14 protein-coding genes are annotated in these 17,180 nt (G+C 49.8%); 8 read left to right on the top strand and 6 right to left on the bottom strand.

What is annotated here, in order from left to right; all coding sequences use genetic code 11:
* Positions 1–13 precede the first annotated feature (13 nt).
* The 6 genes from BUB06_RS08580 to BUB06_RS08605 all read right to left on the bottom strand — a co-directional run bounded on the left by BUB06_RS08580 (position 14) and on the right by BUB06_RS08605 (position 6,458).
* Positions 14–346 carry a cytochrome o ubiquinol oxidase subunit IV gene (locus BUB06_RS08580; protein WP_010282099.1) on the bottom strand — a complete coding sequence of 111 codons (333 nt, stop codon included), beginning with the start codon at positions 344–346 and terminating at the stop codon, positions 14–16.
* A complete protein-coding gene (locus BUB06_RS08585; protein WP_010299112.1) occupies positions 346–960 on the bottom strand; it encodes a cytochrome o ubiquinol oxidase subunit III in 615 nt (204 codons plus the stop codon). The genes BUB06_RS08580 and BUB06_RS08585 overlap by 1 nt, the downstream gene beginning before the upstream one ends.
* The gene (gene cyoB, locus BUB06_RS08590; protein WP_039472364.1) at positions 950–2,941 is read right to left on the bottom strand and encodes a cytochrome o ubiquinol oxidase subunit I; all 1,992 of its coding nucleotides are present in this window, start codon (positions 2,939–2,941) and stop codon (positions 950–952) included. Before cyoB ends, BUB06_RS08585 begins: the two co-directional genes overlap by 11 nt.
* Positions 2,942–2,945: 4 nt before the next feature.
* Positions 2,946–3,908 carry a cytochrome o ubiquinol oxidase subunit II gene (cyoA, locus tag BUB06_RS08595; RefSeq protein ID WP_039472366.1) on the bottom strand — a complete coding sequence of 321 codons (963 nt, stop codon included), beginning with the start codon at positions 3,906–3,908 and terminating at the stop codon, positions 2,946–2,948.
* A 424-nt stretch (positions 3,909–4,332) separates the two neighbouring features.
* On the bottom strand, positions 4,333–5,820 hold the full coding sequence (ampG, locus tag BUB06_RS08600; RefSeq protein WP_039472369.1) for a muropeptide MFS transporter AmpG: 1,488 nt from the start codon (positions 5,818–5,820) through the stop codon (positions 4,333–4,335).
* 59 nt (positions 5,821–5,879) lie between these two features.
* Complete coding sequence (locus BUB06_RS08605) at positions 5,880–6,458, bottom strand: lipoprotein (protein WP_039472373.1); 579 nt, start codon at positions 6,456–6,458, stop codon at positions 5,880–5,882.
* A 337-nt stretch (positions 6,459–6,795) separates the two neighbouring features.
* Between BUB06_RS08605 and bolA the strand changes: the two genes are divergently transcribed.
* The 8 genes from bolA to BUB06_RS08645 all read left to right on the top strand — a co-directional run bounded on the left by bolA (position 6,796) and on the right by BUB06_RS08645 (position 17,149).
* Entirely contained in the window at positions 6,796–7,110 is a 315-nt protein-coding gene (bolA, locus tag BUB06_RS08610; RefSeq protein ID WP_010304170.1) for a transcriptional regulator BolA, read from the top strand.
* Positions 7,111–7,424: 314 nt separating this feature from the next.
* Positions 7,425–8,729 carry a trigger factor gene (gene tig / locus BUB06_RS08615; RefSeq protein WP_010304174.1) on the top strand — a complete coding sequence of 435 codons (1,305 nt, stop codon included), beginning with the start codon at positions 7,425–7,427 and terminating at the stop codon, positions 8,727–8,729.
* A gap of 535 nt (positions 8,730–9,264) precedes the next feature.
* A complete protein-coding gene (gene clpP / locus BUB06_RS08620; RefSeq protein ID WP_010282141.1) occupies positions 9,265–9,888 on the top strand; it encodes an ATP-dependent Clp endopeptidase proteolytic subunit ClpP in 624 nt (207 codons plus the stop codon).
* 163 nt (positions 9,889–10,051) lie between these two features.
* Complete coding sequence (gene clpX, locus BUB06_RS08625; RefSeq protein ID WP_010304180.1) at positions 10,052–11,326, top strand: ATP-dependent protease ATP-binding subunit ClpX; 1,275 nt, start codon at positions 10,052–10,054, stop codon at positions 11,324–11,326.
* Between the two features lie 191 nt (positions 11,327–11,517).
* A complete protein-coding gene (gene lon / locus BUB06_RS08630) occupies positions 11,518–13,899 on the top strand; it encodes an endopeptidase La (RefSeq protein WP_039472374.1) in 2,382 nt (793 codons plus the stop codon).
* Positions 13,900–14,096: 197 nt separating this feature from the next.
* On the top strand, positions 14,097–14,369 hold the full coding sequence (hupB, locus tag BUB06_RS08635) for a nucleoid-associated protein HU-beta (protein WP_005976031.1): 273 nt from the start codon (positions 14,097–14,099) through the stop codon (positions 14,367–14,369).
* Positions 14,370–14,764: 395 nt separating this feature from the next.
* Positions 14,765–16,645: a peptidylprolyl isomerase gene (ppiD, locus tag BUB06_RS08640; protein ID WP_039472375.1), complete on the top strand. Its 1,881-nt coding sequence runs from the start codon at positions 14,765–14,767 to the stop codon at positions 16,643–16,645.
* Between the two features lie 138 nt (positions 16,646–16,783).
* On the top strand, positions 16,784–17,149 hold the full coding sequence (locus BUB06_RS08645) for a helix-hairpin-helix domain-containing protein (protein ID WP_010304561.1): 366 nt from the start codon (positions 16,784–16,786) through the stop codon (positions 17,147–17,149).
* Positions 17,150–17,180 lie beyond the last annotated feature (31 nt).

Here is a 17,180-nt window from a genome sequence, read left to right on the forward strand (position 1 = left end):
TTTTACGGCTCTGTTACTGGATCATCATATTGTGGTGTGCGCTCATCATAATCCAGATGGAGCCCACGACGACAATAGCGATAATCAGGACGGCAAACACAAGAGCCACCACGTTCCAGCGCTCTTCTGAGGACGTATTCAGGTGCAGGAAGTACACCAGATGTACCAGAATCTGAACCACTGCACATCCCACCACCGTGAAAAGGATGGCGCTATGCGAGGCAGTGCCGCTCATAACCATACTGAAAGGAATCACTGTCAAAATAACAGACAGAACAAAACCTATCACGTATGACTTAACGCTGCCGTGGCTGGCACCTGAATGATCGGTTGTTGAATGACTCATTACATCGCCCCCAGCAGATAAACAACGGTGAAGACACAGATCCATACCACGTCGAGGAAGTGCCAGAACAGGCTAAGGCACATCAGACGTGTTTTGTTGGTTGCAGTCAGGCCACGTTTAGAGACCTGAATCATCATGATGACCAACCAAATCAGACCGCCTGTTACGTGAATCCCGTGGGTACCGACCAGTGCGAAGAAGGCAGACAGGAACGCGCTGCGATCCGGGCCATAGCCTTCAACGATCAGATGATGGAACTCATAGATTTCCATCCCGATAAACACCAGACCGAACAGGAAGGTCACACCCAGCCAGGCATTAACCTGGGATTTGTTGCCCTTGTTCATGGCGATCATCGCCATGCCGTAGGTAATACTACTGAACAACAGGGCGAACGTTTCCACCAGCACGAAAGGCAGTTGGAAAAGCTCTTTCCCGGTTGGGCCACCCGCAGTACCGTTAACCAGTACCGCATAGGTTGCGAACAGTGACCCGAAAATAATCAGGTCGCTCATCAGGTAGACCCAGAAGCCGAATACCTTGGTCGCGCCTGTGTCGTGGTGCCCATGCTCTGCATGGGCTGTATTGTGGTTAGTCAGAGTTTCAGTTGACATGTTTCACGCCTGCCTTACTGAGTTGATCAAAATTCTGATTCTCAATTTGCTCAATTTCTTTAACCGGCACGTAGTAATCCACGTCTTGATTAAAGCTATGCACAATCCAGGTCACAATCATGCCAGCGAAGCCAGCGATGGCAAGCCACCAGATATGCCAGATCATGGCAAAACCGAATACCAGGCTGAATGCGGAGATAATCACACCGGCGCCGGTGTTCTTCGGCATGTGAATCTCTTCATAGCTGGCAGGGCGTTTGTAAGCTTCACCTTTCTCTTTCGCTTCCCAGAATGCGTCACGATCGTTGATGTGTGGCACGATAGCGAAGTTATAGAACGGTGCAGGAGAAGAAGTTGCCCACTCCAGCGTACGTCCACCCCACGGGTCGCCCGTCAGATCGCGGTTCTGGTGACGATCACGGATACTGACGTAGAACTGGATAACCTGACACAGCACACCGATACCGATCAAGACCGCACCGATGGAAGCCACAACCAGCAAGGCGTGGAACTCAGGGTTGATTTGCTGGCTCAGACGGCGCGTCATCCCCATGAAGCCGAGGATGTACAGCGGCATGAAGGCAACGAAGAAGCCGATAATCCAGAACCAGAACGCGCGTTTACCCCAGGTTTCGTTCAGGGTGAAGCCAAAGGCTTTCGGGAACCAGTAAGTAATACCAGCGAAGCAACCGAACACGACGCCGCCGATGATCACGTTGTGGAAGTGAGCAATCAGGAACAGGCTGTTATGCAGGACGAAGTTCGCGCCCGGCACGGCCAGCAGTACCCCGGTCATCCCACCAATGGTGAAGGTGATGATGAAGCCCGTGGTCCATAGCATCGTAGAGTGGGACTGAATACGGCCTTGATACATGGTGAACAGCCAGTTGAAGATTTTAACCCCGGTCGGGATTGAAATAATCATGGTGGCTATGCCAAAGAAGGCGTTGACGTTTGCGCCGGACCCCATGGTAAAGAAGTGGTGCAGCCAAACGATGAACGACAGAACCGTAATCGCAATGGTTGCCCATACCAGTGAGGTGTAGCCAAACAGACGTTTTTTACAGAAAGTGGCAACCACTTCGGAGTAAACACCGAATATTGGTAGCACCAGAATGTAAACCTCAGGATGACCCCATGCCCAAATCAGGTTGATGTACATCATCATGTTGCCACCCATATCATTGGTAAAGAAATGGGTGCCGAGGTAACGGTCAAGCGTCAGCAGCGCAATGGTAACGGTCAATATCGGGAATGCGGCGATGATCAGCACGTTGGTACACAGTGCCGTCCAGGTAAATACTGGCATTTTCATCAGCGTCATGCCAGGCGCGCGCATCTTCAGAATGGTGGCGAAGAAGTTAACCCCTGTCAGCGTAGTACCGACACCGGATATCTGTAGACTCCATATCCAGTAATCGACCCCGACGCCGGGACTGTACTCCTTTCCTGAAAGCGGTGGATACGCAACCCAACCCGTTTGTGCGAACTCACCCACCCCGAGAGAAAGGTTGATTAAGACAACACCAGCCACAAATAGCCAGAAGCTAAGGGAGTTCAGGAAGGGGAAAGCAACGTCACGCGCACCAATCTGCAAAGGAACCGCAAGGTTCATCAGGCCAACAACAAACGGCGTCGCCACGAAGAAGATCATGATGACACCGTGCGCGGTGAAAATCTGATCGTAGTGGTGAGCGTTTAGAAAGCCTTCTTGTCCGGCAGAAGCCAGCACCTGCTGGCCGCGCATCATGATGGCATCGGCAAAACCACGAATCATCATCACCAGACCGACGATGATGTACATGATACCGATTTTCTTGTGGTCGACAGAGGTGAACCATTCGGCCCACAGCCATTTCCACTTACCGAAATAGGTTATTGCCGCCAGCAGCGCAAGACCGCCAACGATGATCGCCGCCACGGTGACCATAATAATGGGTTCGTGATATGGAACCGCATCGAGTGTAAGTTTTCCGAACATCGTATTATCCCTCGGCTCCTTTGTGCGAGCCATGCTCGCCCATGTTCATACCCTCACCGTGTTGCATGTTTTCGTCGTGCTTCATGCCTTCACCATGATGTTGCATGTTCATGCCGCTGCCTGTGAATTTGCGAATAAGATTATTAAACAAATCCGGCTGGACACTGGAGAAGTATTCGACAGGATGGAATTCACTTGGTTTAGCCAAAGCGTTGAATTCATCCATGGTATTCAGTGTCTTAGGGGACGACCGAACGTTCGCAACCCACTGGTCGAACTCTTGTTGAGTTGGCGTAGCAATCGCGGTGAACTTCATACCAGAGAAGCCTTTACCACTATAGCCGCCAGAGATACCGTCATATTTGCCCGGTTCGTTAGCGATCAGGTGGAGCTTCGTCTGCATTCCGGCCATGGCATAGATTTGTCCACCAAGACGAGGGATGAAGAAGGAGTTCATCACGGAGTCGGATGTAATCTTGAACGCAACAGGTACGTTGGCAGGGAAAGCCAGTTCGTTAACCGTCGCGATACCCAGGTCCGGGTAAACAAACAGCCATTTCCAGTCAAGCGAAACAACTTCGACATTGATAGGTTTGACGTCTGACACCAGTGGCTTATAGGGATCAAGCGAGTGGGTCGTCTTCCAGGTAATCGTGCCAAGAATGACGATAATGATAATTGGTACAGTCCAAACTACTGCTTCTATCTTATTGGAATGTGACCAGTTCGGGGTATATTTTGCCTTTTCATTGGAAGCACGGAACTTCCAGGCAAAAGCTATCGTCATAACGATAACGGGAATCACAACGATCAACATCAGCCCGATGGCAGTCAGTATTAACGATCTTTGTTCTAACCCGATCTCTCCTTTGGGGTTCATCAGCGCCATATCGCAACCGCTCAGCAGAGCAGTGGCTGCAAATAAAGACAGCATCCCAAAAATTGTATTGTATTTCTTGAGTCTCATCTAGCGACCTCAATAACAAGGGCTCTATTGTCATTTTACGCGAGCGGGCATTTTACGGGAAGGTTACTGCACTGTAAACATGATTAAGGTTATGTCAGCCGTTTGTTGCTGTTTTTTGCCCTTAATGTCACAAAGATAGCCAAAATAAAAATGGTATTGAAAAACAGCAAATTAAGAGGCTACCCAGATAAGAGTATGGAAGGATAATAAGAAATTACAACTCACCGTAACGCTTATTTTCTATTTTTAGTTTGGTGAAATTTTTTGCTCAACCAGCGCTTTTGATGACAAATGAAATTAGTTTTGGGGGATTTTACGAGGAAATAAAATTTCCTCTAGCAAGATATTATGAGAAAAATAATTAAATAAAGGAACGATGTAATAGGTTCAGGCAGCAGATGAGTGCTGCCTGAACGAATAGTAGTCAGTGTACTGACGGTTTTGACGCCCGCCTGAGTGACAGGTAATCCAACAAGCTACCGAAGAAAATGCCCAGCAGAGCAAGCGTACCGCCTGCGGCGAGCAGGTATTCGGCCAACAGAGGTAATGAGGACCATTCCAGCGCATTGCTGATCAGCAGCATGAGCCACAATGCCAGCACGATCACACCCAATCCCAACATATGTAAGGCTTTCTTGTAATAGTTCTGGAAGTTTGTGCGTAACTGAAAGGTGTCGGTTTTCTGGGTAAACTCCAACGTCTCACGGCAGATCAGCAGGATGGCCAGGCCCGGTAACGCGGCAAAAATCGAGAACAGGTAGAACCATGCCCAGCCATAGGATTCGACAAACCAGCCTGCGATAGGGCCAACGTAAACCCGTCCGACGGCGGCAAGGGCGGAAAGCAGAGCAAACTGTGTGGCTGAGAACGACTTATTACACAGCGTCATCAATAGTGCGACGAATGCTGCTGTCCCCATACCGCCGCAGAGATTTTCCAGAAAAACAGCGGTAGCCATGGTGAACAGACTTTTGGCTGTGATAGCCAGCAGCCAGTATCCCGCGTTGGACACGGCCTGAAGAATACCAAACAGCATCAGGGCTCTGAACAACGAGAGCCGCTGCATCAATAATCCGCCGTAAATGGCTCCCGCGATGGTGGCGAAGAGTCCAAGCGTCTTATTAACCAGCCCGACATCACCAGCATTAAAACCAACGCCGCGTATCAGGAAGGTTGTCGTCAGGCTGACCGCAAAGGCGTCACCGAGCTTGTATAACACGATAAGCAGAAGAATGAGCCAGGCATTGTTGCGTGCAAAGAAATCGCGCAGGGGGGCAACAATTGCTTGCTCCATGCTGCGCGGCGCTGGCTGGCTATTCAGTGGTTCCGGTGCTAACAGGGTTGCGAACACACCGATCAGCATGAGTCCTGCCATTAACCAATAGGTGGCCTGCCAGCCGAAATAGCGATCGGCCATCCACAACGCTAGTCCACCAGAAACCAGCATCGCCAGACGATAACCTAATACCGAGGTGGCTGCGCCCGTACCGCGTTCTTCTGGAGGAAGTAAATCCGTCTTATAAGCATCAAAAACAATATCCTGAGACGCGGAGCAGAACGCGACCAGAACCGCCAGCGCAGCCAGCCACCAGAGATCGCGAGCCGGGTTCATAAATCCCATACCAATAATGGCAGCGATCAGCAGAAGTTGACTGAGTATTAGCCAGCCACGGCGTCGGCCAAGGAACGGCGGAGTATAGCGGTCCATCAGGGGGGACCACAGAAACTTGAATACGTAGGCTTGACCAACCAAAGAGAAGAAACCAATGGTTTTCAGATCGACATTCTCGACGGTCATCCAGGCTTGCAATGTGCCGGATGTCAATGCCAGTGGTAAACCGGAAGCGAAGCCAAGCAACAGCATAAAAAGCGAATTACGTTGGCTGAACAAAGCAATGATGCGACTAAACATGGAGAGTCCTTTCCCTTGCTCCGAAAGCGTTCAGAAGCAAGGGAAGCGGCGTGCAGAAATTAACGGGCGTTTTCTTTAATAAAGCTGCTTACGCTGGTGTCTTGTGCCATGTCGTTGATGACATCACCCAGCACAGTGTTAACAGCATCGGTAATTTTGTCGTTGCTGGCGGTGAAAGCACCCTGAACGTTATAGGTTGAACGGTAGTTTTTCACCTGCTTGTTGCCGTTTGCCGCCTGAGAAATGATGGAGATATCTGCTTTGGTCGTGATGTTGTAGCGCAGGTTCCCTTCAGAGACATCGGCGTACAGGTGGTTAACCACGATCTGCAAGGCTACCGGGCCGCCAGTACCGATCATGTAACCACGTGCGGTCATTTGTTTCTCCAACGCTTCTTGCAACAAGAAACGTAGATCGCGAGAAGGCGTCAGCGTAATCAGTTGGCCATCGCGATTCACTTTCGCCAGAGCCTGATCGGCGCGTTGGTCTGCACCATTGATACTAATCGTTACGCCCATCAGGGTCGGATCCTGGGAAGGTACGCTAATTTTTGGGGTGATGTTCAGCGTGTTGCTTTTTGCTGCACATCCTGCAAGCAGAATGACGGCCAGAAGAGGGAAAAATAATTTTTTTAACATTCGTATTTTCTCAGTAATGATTAGTGTGGTGAGCTGACAAATATTGTTGATATCATATCATCGCCACAGGCAGGAAAAAGAGCCGATAGCAGGTAAATTGTCCTGAAATTCATCTTTTTCATGCCGTTGACCCGGAAAAACCGTTTTTATCACATCAATACCGCCGATGATATATCAACCCTTCGCGACCCTTTTTCTTCTTCGTTATGCCGCTTTTACGCATAACAGATTGAAAAAACGCTAAGGTTATACTGATTCGGGCATCGGTAAGTTGCAGTTTGAGTGGCAGCAATGTCGCGTTGATATCACATTTTCCCCAAGCCGAAAGGGTAGCCGTATGATGCGTGAAACGATAGAAGAAAAGCTGCGTGTGGGTTTTGAACCCGTTCATTTAGAAGTGACTGATGAGAGCTATCGCCACAACGTGCCAGCAGGAGCAGAAAGTCATTTTAAAGTTGTGCTGGTCAGCGATAAATTCACGGGCGAACGTGTGATTGGGCGACATCGCGCAGTCTATGCCGTACTGGCTGAGGAACTGGCAGGTTCGGTGCATGCGTTAGCGTTACATACCTATTCGACAAAAGAGTGGGTCAGCTTGCAAAATGCCGTACCTTCTTCACCGCCTTGCGGTGGCGCTGGCATCCTTTCTTAAGTCATTAATATGACCCGTTCCTGACATATCGGGACGGGTTACTAACAAAAGTGTGAATCCGTTGCTGTAATAGTCTGCCCGCCGTTCTCGACTCATCCCGTCTATATCGCTATAATGCTGCGTCTATTTTTCCTGAATGTATTCGGGACGCTTCTGACTACAGGGACGGGGTTGGCAATTTCCCGGTTCTGCGAGGTTTATTTAAGCCTGTGCGCCTTGGTGCCAGCGCTGAATCAGCCCTGCTGTCGTGAGAGTTTTCGTCGCGAGAATAGTTTTGGGGTTGACCGATCACTGTGATTTTTTGAGGTAACAAGATGCAAGTTTCAGTTGAAACCACTCAAGGTCTGGGACGTCGCGTAACGATTACCGTTGCTGCTGACATCATTGAGAGTGCGGTGAAGAGCGAGCTGGTCAACGCGGCCAAAAAAGTACGTATTGACGGTTTTCGTAAAGGCAAAGTGCCGATGAATGTTGTTGCTCAGCGTTATGGTGCCTCCGTGCGTCAGGACGTATTGGGTGACCTGATGCAGCGCAACTTTGTTGACGCTATCATCAAAGAAAAAATTAATCCGGTTGGCGCGCCTAACTATATCCCTGGCGAATATGCTGTAGGCGGCGACTTCACTTACTCTGTTGAGTTTGACGTGTACCCGGAAATCGAACTGAAAGGTCTGGATGCGATCGAAGTTGAAAAACCGGTTGTTGAAGTGACTGATGCTGACGTTGATACCATGCTGGACACGCTGCGTAAGCAACAGGCAACCTGGAAAGAAACCGACCGCGCTGCGGCAGCGGAAGATCGTGCAACGATCGATTTCACTGGCTCTATCGACGGTGAAGTCTTTGAAGGCGGAAAAGCGTCCGACTTCGTTCTGGCAATGGGCCAGAACCGCATGATCCCAGGCTTTGAAGATGGCATCGTTGGACACAAAGCGGGTGAAGAATTCACTATCGACGTGAACTTCCCAGAAGATTACCACGCTGAAAACCTGAAAGGAAAAGCGGCACAGTTCGCTATCGTCCTGAAGAAAGTTGAAGAGCGTGAGCTGCCTGAACTGACTGAAGAATTCATCAAACGTTTCGGCGTGGCTGATGGTTCTCAGGAAGGTCTGCGTGCTGAAGTTCGTAAAAATATGGAACGTGAGCTGAAAGGCGCGGTGCGTAACCGTGTGAAAACCCAGGTTCTGGACGGACTGATCAACGCCAACGAAATCGACGTTCCAGTTGCACTGATCGATGGCGAAATCGACGTTCTGCGTCGCCAGGCTGCACAGCGTTTTGGCGGCAACGAGAAGCAAGCGCAGGAATTACCGCGTGAGCTGTTCGAAGAGCAAGCTAAACGCCGTGTTGTTATCGGTCTGTTGCTGGGCGAAGTGATCAGCACCAATGAGCTGAAAGCTGACGAAGCACGCGTTAATGCGCTGATCGAAGAGATGGCTTCTGCTTATGAAGATCCGCAGGAAGTTATCGAGTTCTACAGCAAAAACAAAGAGCTGCTGAACAACATGCGTAACGTTGCTCTGGAAGAGCAAGCGGTAGAAACCGTACTTGCTAAAGCGAAAGTTGTTGAGAAATCAGTAAGCTTCAACGAACTGATGAACCAAACGACTACTGCATAAATCTTGTTGATATCAACATTGTTTATTGCGTAGCGGGGATGCTTCCCTATCAAAAGCCCGTGCCTTATGGCGCGGGCTTTTTGCTTGTAGCGTTCGCAATACTGATGATTGTCGTTTAGGTCGTACTTAACTCCGGCGTTTAGCGCCTTCGCTTCCTCCTGTGAATCGACGAGAGATGGTCGCCTGAAATTGCACTACTATTAAGTCAGGTAAAGAATTTGCTAGGTCAGGCAACGAGTTAAACCACTGCGTTGCCGTGCCGATAACGTGTTAAGAATAAAATAATTGGCTCTTTAATAGAGAACGATTGATAGTGTAAGCTTGAAATACAATGCGTGTGCCCCCACTCACTGAAGAGGAAAAGTGGGCACAGCAGGTAAGGATTCTCGGCCGGATGGGTTGTTCAACTAAGGCGGGGCAGGGTTCCATAGTCATCCCTCTCTATCTCTAGTAGAATTGAGTAATACTATGATTGAACCGCGCAATGATTGAACAACGCTAAGAGTGCCGGACGCATTTTATCTAGGAGACGTGAATGTCATACAGTGGCGAACAAGAAAGACAAGCACCTCATATGGCATTAGTGCCGATGGTGGTTGAACAGACCTCGCGTGGGGAACGTTCTTACGATATCTATTCCCGTCTGCTAAAAGAACGGATAATCTTCCTGACTGGTCAGGTGGAAGATCACATGGCGAATCTGGTTGTGGCACAGATGCTGTTTCTGGAAGCCGAAAACCCAGAAAAAGACATTTATCTGTACATTAACTCTCCAGGTGGCGTCATTACTGCCGGTATGTCCATTTACGACACCATGCAGTTTATCAAGCCAGATGTTAGCACGATCTGTATGGGACAGGCCTGTTCCATGGGCGCGTTCCTGTTGACTGCGGGAGCCAAAGGCAAACGTATTTGCCTGCCTAACTCGCGCGTCATGATTCACCAGCCATTGGGTGGTTTCCAAGGGCAGGCAACGGATATTGAAATCCATGCCAAAGAAATACTGAAAGTGAAAGCCAAGATGAATGAGCTGATGGCGAAACATACGGGTCAGCCTCTCGAAGCGATAGAGAGAGACACCGAGCGCGATCGTTTCCTCTCTGCCAGTGAGGCAGTAGACTACGGTTTGGTAGACTCCGTATTCACTAACCGTGGGTAATAATTCGCCATATTAGCGGTCTGGTGTAGCTAAAGATCAGTGTTCGACCGATAGTCTGTTGTGCGAGGTTATTTTACGCGTATTGGCTATAAGTATCGGCGTTCGTTGTAGCGGTATCGCTGTGGTTGGCCTGCGGGCAAAAGACGAAAAAGAGGTTTAACTCATGACAGATAAGCGCAAAGACGGTTCAGGAAAGTTACTGTACTGCTCTTTTTGCGGCAAAAGCCAGCATGAAGTGCGTAAGCTGATTGCCGGGCCGTCGGTGTATATCTGCGATGAATGTGTTGACTTGTGTAACGACATTATTCGCGAAGAGATTAAAGAAGTGGCGCCACACCGTGAGCGCAGTGCGTTGCCGACGCCACACGAAATTCGCCGCCACCTTGACGATTACGTCATTGGTCAAGAACAGGCCAAGAAGGTGTTGGCTGTTGCGGTGTATAACCACTATAAACGCTTGCGTAATGGTGACAGCAGCAACGGGATCGAACTGGGTAAAAGTAACATCCTGCTGATCGGTCCGACAGGTAGCGGTAAAACGCTGCTGGCTGAAACGCTGGCGCGTTTCCTCGATGTTCCGTTCACCATGGCGGATGCGACCACGCTGACTGAAGCGGGTTACGTCGGTGAAGACGTTGAAAACATCATTCAGAAGCTGTTGCAGAAGTGCGATTACGATGTGCAGAAAGCGCAACGCGGCATTGTCTACATCGATGAAATCGACAAGATTTCTCGTAAGTCCGATAACCCGTCGATCACCCGTGATGTGTCTGGTGAAGGCGTGCAGCAGGCATTGCTGAAGCTGATTGAAGGCACCATTGCAGCGGTTCCGCCGCAGGGTGGCCGTAAGCATCCGCAGCAGGAGTTCTTGCAGGTGGATACTTCCAAGATCCTCTTTATCTGCGGCGGTGCGTTCGCGGGTCTGGACAAGGTGATTGAGCAGCGTACTGATACAGGTCGCGGTATCGGCTTTAATGCAACGGTTAAAGGATCGGCTGACAAAGCAACAGAAGGCGAGCTGTTAAGCAATGTGGAACCGGGGGACTTGATTAAATTCGGTTTGATTCCTGAGTTTATCGGTCGTCTGCCAGTCGTTGCGACGCTGAGAGAATTGAGCGAAGACGCATTGATTCAGATTCTGCGTGAGCCGAAGAATGCGCTGACCAAACAGTATCAGGCGCTGTTCAATCTGGAAGGCGTTGAGCTGGAATTCCGCGATGAAGCGCTCACGGCGATTGCCAAGAAAGCGATGGCGCGTAAAACCGGTGCACGTGGCCTGCGTTCTATCGTTGAGGCGGCTCTGCTGGATACCATGTATGACCTGCCGTCGCTGGATAGCGTGGATAAAGTCGTCATTGATGAATCTGTTATTGCGGGCCAGTCCGAGCCATTGTTGATCTATGGCAAACCTGAGACACAGCAGGCTTCCGGCGAATAATTAATCAATTTGGCTGTATCAAAAAATAAAAATGGGGGATTTATCCCCCATTTGTTTTTTACACGCATGCTGGTCGTTGAATGTGAGACATTTATCCCCATATACTCAAATACCTATTTGATGAAACCCGTGAAAACCGCGTTTCATGAGATTCCCATAACCTGGCGGAAACGAAACTAAGAGAGAGCTCTATGAACCCTGAGCGTTCCGAACGCATAGAAATCCCCGTATTGCCATTGCGCGATGTGGTGGTTTATCCGCACATGGTCATTCCGTTATTTGTTGGTCGTGAGAAATCGATTCGGTGCCTTGAAGCCGCAATGGATCATGATAAGAAGATCATGCTGGTGGCACAGAAAGAAGCCTCAACGGATGAGCCAAGTATTAACGATCTTTTCTCGGTAGGGACGGTAGCCTCAATTCTTCAAATGCTGAAACTGCCAGACGGCACGGTAAAAGTGCTGGTCGAGGGGTTACAGCGTGCGCGTATTACGACGCTTTCTGACAGCGGTGAGCATTTCGCTGCACACGCAGAATATCTTGATTCCCCTGCGATTGATGAACGCGAGCAGGAAGTGCTTATGCGCACGGCGATCAATCAGTTTGAGGGATACATCAAGCTAAACAAGAAGATCCCACCAGAAGTGCTGACATCTCTGAACAGCATTGATGACGCTGCGCGTTTAGCCGACACCATTGCTGCGCACATGCCGCTGAAATTGGCTGATAAGCAGTCTGTACTTGAAATGTTCGATATCACTGAACGTTTGGAGTACCTGATGGCGATGATGGAATCCGAAATCGACCTGTTGCAGGTAGAAAAACGGATTCGTGGCCGCGTTAAGAAGCAAATGGAAAAAAGCCAGCGTGAGTACTATCTGAATGAGCAAATGAAAGCTATTCAGAAAGAGCTGGGTGAGATGGATGACGCTCCGGATGAACACGAAGCGTTAAAGCGCAAGATTGAAGCGGCGAAAATGCCGAAAGACGCGCGTGAGAAAGCCGAAGCCGAGTTACAAAAGCTGAAAATGATGTCTCCGATGTCGGCAGAAGCGACGGTAGTGCGCAGCTATATCGACTGGATGGTGCAGGTGCCATGGAATGCGCGCAGCAAAGTGAAGAAAGATTTGCTGAAAGCGCAGGAAATGCTGGATACCGACCATTATGGTCTGGATCGCGTGAAAGAACGTATCCTCGAATATCTCGCAGTACAGAGCCGTGTCAGCAAGATCAGAGGGCCGATTCTGTGTCTGGTGGGGCCTCCTGGCGTGGGTAAAACCTCGCTCGGTCAATCCATCGCCAAAGCGACCGGACGTCAGTATGTGCGCATGGCGCTGGGTGGCGTGCGCGACGAAGCGGAGATCCGTGGGCATCGCCGTACCTATATCGGTTCAATGCCAGGCAAGTTGATCCAGAAAATGGCGAAAGTCGGTGTGAAAAACCCGCTATTCCTGCTGGATGAGATCGACAAGATGTCTTCCGACATGCGTGGCGATCCGGCTTCTGCTTTGCTGGAAGTGCTCGATCCTGAGCAGAACGTGGCGTTTAACGATCACTATCTGGAAGTCGACTACGATCTGTCTGATGTGATGTTTGTTGCGACGTCTAACTCCATGAACATCCCGGCACCGCTGCTTGACCGTATGGAAGTCATTCGTCTTTCCGGCTATACCGAAGACGAAAAACTGAATATCGCCAAACAGCATCTGCTGCCGAAACAGATCGAACGTAATGCGCTGAAAAATGGTGAGCTGTCGGTAGAAGACAGCGCGATTGTTGGCATTATCCGTTATTACACGCGTGAAGCTGGCGTGCGTAGCCTTGAGCGTGAAATCTCCAAGCTGTGCCGTAAAGCAGTAAAAACGCTGTTGATGGATAAATCTACTAAGCATATCCAGATTTCGGGCGATAACCTTAAGGATTTCCTTGGGGTACAACGTTTTGACTATGGTCGTGCGGACGATGAAAATCGCGTAGGGCAGGTGACCGGACTGGCCTGGACGGAAGTGGGCGGCGACCTGCTGACGATTGAAACGGCCTGCGTGCCGGGCAAAGGTAAGCTGACTTATACCGGTTCGTTGGGTGAGGTCATGCAGGAGTCGATTCAGGCTGCACTTACTGTGGTTCGTGCCAGAGCGGAAAAATTAGGCATCAACGCTGATTTTTACGAGAAACGTGATATCCACGTTCACGTTCCAGAAGGTGCGACGCCAAAAGACGGTCCGAGTGCGGGTATCGCGATGTGTACCGCGCTGGTTTCTTGTTTGACCGGGAACCCGGTGCGTGCCGATGTGGCGATGACAGGGGAAATTACCCTGCGTGGTCTGGTGCTGCCGATTGGTGGTCTGAAAGAGAAGCTGCTGGCCGCACACCGTGGTGGTATCAAGACGGTATTGATTCCAGATGACAACAAGCGCGATCTGGAGGATATCCCACAGAACGTGATTGCCGATCTGGAAATCCATCCGGTGAAACGTATTGAGGAAGTGTTAGCGTTCGCGTTACAGAATTCGCCTTCTGGCATGCAAGTGGTCTCGACGCCTAAAGCCAAGACCAAAGCCAAGGCAAAATAGTGACCTGTCGCAAAAACCCTTGAGAAAATCAGGGCTGGTGAGTGAAATCGTGCTTGCCAGCTTTTTTTTGTACCGCTAAGTTAGAGCACTGTTAGTTTTAGCCGTAACTGGCTAAGCATGACAGCCTTGATAATAAGTTACGTGTCGCGTCTTGGGACATTGAAGCGCGATAAGAGAATTCCAGAGGGGATGACAGAGTGAACAAGTCACAATTGATCGACAAAATTGCTGCAGATGCTGATATTTCCAAAGCGGCAGCAGGGCGTGTGTTAGATGCAATTATTGGTTCCGTTACCGAATCCCTGAAAGAAGGGGACGATGTTGCTTTGGTCGGTTTTGGTACTTTCTCAGTGCGTGAACGTGCTGCTCGTACCGGCCGTAACCCGCAAACTGGTAAGGAAATCAGTATCCCTGCGGCGAAAGTACCAGGATTCCGTGCTGGTAAAACGCTGAAAGACGCCGTTAACTGATTATTACGTCACAGGTTTGGCTGATAACCACTTTGGGTGCCAAACAATACCTGACGCAATGATATTGGTAGGGTAAGATACGAGGCGCATCATTTTATGATGTGCCTTTTATTTATATAGGATTTTACCCTAAATAATTCGAGTTGCGTGAAGGCGGCAAGAGAGGGAATCCCGATGAGCTTACTTAAGTAAGTGATTCGGGTGACTGAACGTAGCCAACGCGCATGCAACTTGAAGTATGACGGGGATATACATACCCGACACATGGCAGAACGTGGCGGGCAATAAGCTTAAGTGCGCCCTAGCCTTGTATTGGGCTATAGCAATCGCAAGGATGCATGGCTCCGGCCAGCGCAGGGAGTTTTATCCATTCTACAGCGGAGTGTTGTCACATTATGATGGACAATTTACGTACGGCCGCGAATAACGTCGTGCTCAAAATTATTCTTGCTTTGATCATCGCATCATTCGTTCTAACTGGCGTTGGTGATTATCTTATTGGTGGTTCAGGAGATTACGCTGCAAAGGTGAACGGGCAAGAAATTACCCGCGCACAGCTTGAGCAGGCGGTACAGAACGAACGCAGTCGTCAGCAGGAAGCCTTGGGTGAGAATTTCTCTCTTCTGGCGAGTAATGACGGCTACATGCAGCAATTGCGTAAGCAGGCACTCTCCCAACTCATTGATGAAACCTTGCTGGATCAGTATGCCAACAAGCTGGGTCTGAACATCAGTGATGAGCAAATCAAACAGGCGATCTTTGACGTTCCTTCGTTTCAGACCAACAACCGCTTTGATAATGAAAAGTATCTGGATCAGGTTCGTCGCCTTGGCGTAACGCCGGATATGTATGCTCTGATGCTGCGTAAGCAACTGACTTCACAGCAGCTGATTCGCGGTTTTGGCAATACCGCGTTCCTGCTGCCGCAGGAGATCGATAACCTGGTGAAACTGGCTGCACAAGATCGTGTTGTCCGTGTTGCAACCATTGATATTGCTGCTAAGGCGAAAGCCCAGACGGTTGCTGACGATGAAGTCCAGAGTTATTACGATCAAAACAAAGGGAATTTCATCGCACCAGAAGAATTCAAAGTTAGCTATATCACGCTGGATGCGGCAAGCATCATGGACGGCGTGAAAGTAGACGATGCTGCTATCAACGATTTCTACGAACAGAACAAGAGTGACTATTCCCAGCCTGAGCGCAAAAAATTCAGCGTTATTCAGGTGAAGAATGAGGCCGATGCAACGTCTGTTCTGGATGCGCTGAAGCAAGGTGGTGATTTCGCTACGCTGGCGAAAGAAAAATCAACGGACGTTATCTCGCGCCGCAACGGTGGCGATCTGGGATGGATGGACGAAAACAGCATGATTGATGAGCTGAAGCAGGCAAAACTGACGGAGAAAGGTCAGGTTTCCGAAGCGATTAAATCCTCTGTTGGCTATCTGATTGTGCGTCTGGATGATGTTCAGCCGCAGCAGGTCAAACCCCTGAGCGAAGTCCGTGCCGAGATCGCTGAGAAAGTGAAGCATGAGAAAGCGCAGGATGGTTACTATGCGCTGCAACAAAAAATCAGCGAAGCGGCAAGCAATGACAACGAGTCTCTGGCCTCAGCAGAAGAAGCCGCCGGTGTGAAAGCCACGCAGACCGACTGGTTTACGCGTGAGAAAGTTCCCGCTGCGCTGAACTTCCAGCCGGTAACGCAGGCTATCTTTAGCGGTGCGCTGTTGGGCGAAAACGGTGCTGCGGGCAATAACTCCGATGTGATTAACGTCGACGGCGATCGTGCTTTCGTTCTGCGTATCACTGAGCACAAGCCTGAAAGTACTCGCCCTCTGGATCAGGTGCGTACTGAGATCGTTGAGGTGTTGAAACGTCAGAAGGCTGAACAGCAGACTCGTGTAGACGCTGAAAAAATTCTGGCTGAGCTGAAGCAAGGTAAAGACGATGCGCTTAAAGCGGCAGGTCTGAGCTTTGGTGAAGCAAAAACGATGTCTTCTATCTCTCAGGGTGATGCAACGGCCGAAGCAATCTTTGCTATGCCACATCCAGAAAAGGATAAGCCATCTTATGCGATTACTCAGGATCAGGCCGGTAATGTCGTGCTGGTTGCGCTGGATAGCGTGACACCACATCAGCTAAACGATGAGCAGAAAAAACAGTTTGCCAGCCAGGTTCAGCAAGGTTCTCTGGGCGCGCTGTTTGATTCTCTGCTGTCCAGCTTGCGTAGTGAAGCGAAAATCAAGATGGGCAATGCGGCGCAAGAACAGCAATAAGCTCCGCAAAAATTTGCAAATCGTTGCAACAACAAAAGGCCGCTTTCGCGGCCTTTTCCACATTTAAATTCTGCTGTTTGCGGTGTTGATGGGTCTGCGGCAAGGTAGCCGTGCTGTCACACACAAGGAGGAAACAGCATGAAAAAATCAGGAATAAAAGCACTGTGCTTAATCATTGGGATGAGTTTGTCAGGGTTGCCATTGCTGGGTCAGGCGGCACCTAAAGCCGCCGACAGTACGGCGACAGCGGTGAAGTCTGCGCCAGCAGATCAGAAAGCGGAAAAAGCAACGCTTCCTGATGGTGATGAGGATAAGGTAAGCATTAATGCAGCAAGCGCGGCTGATTTGGCTGAAATAATGAACGGTGTCGGCCTTAAAAAGGCGGAAGCGATCGTTAGCTATCGTGAGCAAAATGGCCCTTTTACCCAGATCGATCAATTAACGGAGGTCCCAGGAATTGGGGCAGCGTTGGTTGAGAGAAATCTCTCTCGTTTAAAACTGTGATATCAGTCGCAGTCCAGTCGAGCACTTCCTC

Origin of the sequence: Pectobacterium carotovorum (genome assembly GCF_900129615.1) — a bacterium.
GTDB classification, from domain to species: domain Bacteria; phylum Pseudomonadota; class Gammaproteobacteria; order Enterobacterales; family Enterobacteriaceae; genus Pectobacterium; species Pectobacterium carotovorum.

Bases quoted from the DNA above. Each gene is read 5' to 3' on its own strand.
- ampG (WP_039472369.1), bottom strand. From the start codon at position 5,820: ATGTTTAGTCGCATCATTGCTTTGTTCAGCCAACGTAATTCGCTTTTT.
- clpX (WP_010304180.1), top strand. From the start codon at position 10,052: ATGACAGATAAGCGCAAAGACGGTTCAGGAAAGTTACTGTACTGCTCT.
- clpP (WP_010282141.1), top strand. From the start codon at position 9,265: ATGTCATACAGTGGCGAACAAGAAAGACAAGCACCTCATATGGCATTA.
- cyoB (WP_039472364.1), bottom strand. From the start codon at position 2,941: ATGTTCGGAAAACTTACACTCGATGCGGTTCCATATCACGAACCCATT.
- BUB06_RS08645 (WP_010304561.1), top strand. From the start codon at position 16,784: ATGAAAAAATCAGGAATAAAAGCACTGTGCTTAATCATTGGGATGAGT.
- bolA (WP_010304170.1), top strand. From the start codon at position 6,796: ATGATGCGTGAAACGATAGAAGAAAAGCTGCGTGTGGGTTTTGAACCC.
- ppiD (WP_039472375.1), top strand. From the start codon at position 14,765: ATGATGGACAATTTACGTACGGCCGCGAATAACGTCGTGCTCAAAATT.
- BUB06_RS08605 (WP_039472373.1), bottom strand. From the start codon at position 6,458: ATGTTAAAAAAATTATTTTTCCCTCTTCTGGCCGTCATTCTGCTTGCA.
- lon (WP_039472374.1), top strand. From the start codon at position 11,518: ATGAACCCTGAGCGTTCCGAACGCATAGAAATCCCCGTATTGCCATTG.
- BUB06_RS08585 (WP_010299112.1), bottom strand. From the start codon at position 960: ATGTCAACTGAAACTCTGACTAACCACAATACAGCCCATGCAGAGCAT.
- tig (WP_010304174.1), top strand. From the start codon at position 7,425: ATGCAAGTTTCAGTTGAAACCACTCAAGGTCTGGGACGTCGCGTAACG.
- cyoA (WP_039472366.1), bottom strand. From the start codon at position 3,908: ATGAGACTCAAGAAATACAATACAATTTTTGGGATGCTGTCTTTATTT.
- BUB06_RS08580 (WP_010282099.1), bottom strand. From the start codon at position 346: ATGAGTCATTCAACAACCGATCATTCAGGTGCCAGCCACGGCAGCGTT.